Source organism: Falsiroseomonas oryzae, assembly GCF_027856955.1.
Taxonomy (GTDB): Bacteria; Pseudomonadota; Alphaproteobacteria; order Acetobacterales; family Acetobacteraceae; genus Falsiroseomonas; species Falsiroseomonas oryzae.
In genome coordinates, this window is record NZ_JAPSMD010000612.1 from 1 (window position 1) to 2,534 (window position 2,534).

3 protein-coding genes are annotated in these 2,534 nt (G+C 72.6%); all 3 read right to left on the bottom strand.

Features of this window, described 5'->3' with window-relative positions; all coding sequences use genetic code 11:
- Positions 1 to 896 (bottom strand): hydroxymethylglutaryl-CoA lyase (locus OZN99_RS29600; RefSeq protein ID WP_270938801.1); only part of this gene is annotated, 896 nt, incomplete at its 3' end.
- Positions 896 to 2,077 carry a CaiB/BaiF CoA transferase family protein gene (locus tag OZN99_RS29605; protein WP_270938802.1) on the bottom strand — a complete coding sequence of 394 codons (1,182 nt, stop codon included), beginning with the start codon at positions 2,075 to 2,077 and terminating at the stop codon, positions 896 to 898. The genes OZN99_RS29605 and OZN99_RS29600, both read right to left, overlap by 1 nt.
- Before the next feature lie 268 nt (positions 2,078 to 2,345).
- Positions 2,346 to 2,534, bottom strand: a 189-nt coding sequence (locus OZN99_RS29610) for a hypothetical protein (RefSeq protein ID WP_456299912.1), incomplete at its 5' end; no start/stop codon positions are given.

Genomic DNA, 2,534 nt, shown 5'->3' on the forward strand with positions numbered 1-2,534 from the left:
GCCGGCACCGCCCGCATCCGCCCGCCCGGCAGGCCGCCGGGCACGCCCGCCGCCAGGTCGGCGGCCGACAACAGCCGCGCCCAGTCCAGCCCGGTTTCCACGCCCATGCGGCGGAACAGCCAGGCGACGTCCTCCGTCGCCACGTTGCCCGTCGCCCCCGGCGCGAAGGGGCAGCCGCCCAGGCCGCCGGCGGCGCTGTCGATCACGTCGCAGCCGGCCGCCCAGGCCGCGGCGACATTCGCCACGCCCATCCCGTAGGTGTCGTGGCCGTGGAAGGCGATGCGGTTGCTGCCGTCCGGCGCCGTCCAGGACCGCACGGCATGGCCCACCACGCGGGCCACCTGGTCGGGCGCCGCGTTGCCGGTGGTGTCGCAGATCGCGACCTCGATCCACGGATCGAGCGCCACCGCGCGCTCCACCCAGTCCAGCGCGTCGCGCTCCGGCACCACGCCCTCGAACGGGCAGTGGAAGCAGCAGGAGAGGTTGAACCGCACCTTCATCCCCGCCGCGACCGCATCGCGCACGATGCCCGACAGGTCGGCGAAGCTCTCCGCGCAGCTGCGGTTCACGTTCGCCTTGTTGTGGCTCTCGGTCACCGACATGAAGAGCCCGACGCGATGCGCCCCGGCCTCCCGCGCCAGTTCGAAGCCCTTGCGGTTGGGGGCCAGCACCGTGCTCTCCAGCCCCGGCAGGGCCAGCGCCGCCTTCAGCACCTCGCCCGTGTCGGCCATCTGCGGCACCGCCTTCGGGCTGACGAAGGAGCCCACCTCCATCCGCCGCAGGCCGGCGTCATACAGGCCGCGCACCAGCGCGACCTTGGTCGCCGTCGGCACGAAGGGGCCGATGGATTGCAGCCCGTCGCGGGGCGAGACCTCGCTGATCGTCACGCGCGCCATCAGGCCGTCCCTCCCAGCAGGTCGCGGAACACGTGGTCGTTGTGCGCGCCCACCGCCGGCGCGGTCCAGCGCACCATCTCGGGCGGGCTGACCCCGTCGAAGCGGAAGGGCGGCGCGGGGTGCAATACGCGGCCGATCAGCGGGTCCTGCACCTCCATCACCGTCTGCCGGGCGCGGAAATGCGGGTCCTCGGCGCAGTCCCTGATGTCGTAGAGGCGGGAAACCGGCACGTCCGCCGCGTCCAGGATGCGCTCCGCCTCCGCCGCCGGCAGGGTGCGCGTCCAGGCACCGATGGCGGCATCGATCTCGGCCACGTTGGCGCAGCGCCCGATATTGGTCGCCATGCGCGGATCCTCGCCGAGCTCCTCCCGACCGATGGTCTTCATCAACCGCTTGTAGATCGCGTCCGAATTGCCGCCGACGCAGAGCCACTTCCCGTCGGCGCAGAGATAGGTGTTGGTCGGCGCGGCGGTCGGCAGCGCCGCGCCCTGCGGCTGCCGCACCCAGCCGAACAGCCCGTATTCCGGCAGCATCCCCTCCATCAGGCTGAACACGGAGGAGACGAGGTCCACGTCGATGATCCGCCCCTTCGCCTGCGGGTCGCCCTTGGTGGCCCAGGCGCAGCCCAGCACCGCCATGGCGGCGTACATCCCGGCCACGTCGTCGCTGATGGAGACGCCGCAGCGCGGCGGCGGATGCTCGGTCACGCCGGGCGTCGCGGTCAGGTGGCGGATGCCGCCCATCGCCTCCCCGATCGAGCCGAAGGCGGGCTTGTCGCGATACGGCCCGTCCTGGCCGAAGCCGGAGACGCGGGCGATCACGAGGCGCGGGTTGACGGCATGCAGCACCTCCGGCCCCAGCCCGATGCGCTCGAGGTAGCCGGGGCGGAAATTCTCGATCAGCGCATCGGCCCGGGCGGCCAGGCGCTTCACCTTCTCGCGCCCATCGGCCGATTTCAGGTCGAGGCTGACGCACAGCTTGTTGCGGCCATGGATGCTGAACCAGACCGCGTTGCCATCGACCTGGCTGCCCCAGCCGCGGTGCGGATCGCCGTCCGGCGGCTCCACCTTGATCACCTCGGCGCCCATGTCGGCCAGCAATCGCGCCGCGAACGGCCCGGCGATGTAGTGGCCGAGTTCCAGGACCTTGAACCCCTCCAGCGGCAGCCGCTTGCCGGTCATCCGATCACCCTTCCGTGGCGGGCGGACCATAGGGCGTCCGCCCGGACGCGTCATGCGGCCGATGCGCGTGAAAGACTCGGCGCGGCAAGGATCGCGCAAGCTTCCCGCGCGATAACAGGGCGGGGTTGCCGAGCTTTGCACCCCGTCTCTCCCTCCCCGGGCGTCGGTCGCTTCCCCCCGAAGGCCGGCGTCCCGAACTCGACGGGATCCCCGAAAGGGGATCCCGTTCTTTTCGACCGGAGCATGACGTGCCTTGGGCGCCCTGCCCTCAGCCCCGCCGTCCCGCCCAGGCCACGCCCAGCGCCGCGACCGACAGCGCCAGCCCCACGCCGAACACCGCCGCATGGCTGTCCCCGGTGGCGTCGAACAGCGCCGCCAGCGCGAAGCCGAGCCCGGCCTGCGCCACCGCATAGGCCGCGGTGGCCCGCACCCACACCACGCCGGCCCGCGGCCCGGC

Excerpts from the sequence above, each read along its gene's own strand:
- OZN99_RS29605 (WP_270938802.1), bottom strand. The coding sequence starts at position 2,077 with ATGACCGGCAAGCGGCTGCCGCTGGAGGGGTTCAAGGTCCTGGAACTC.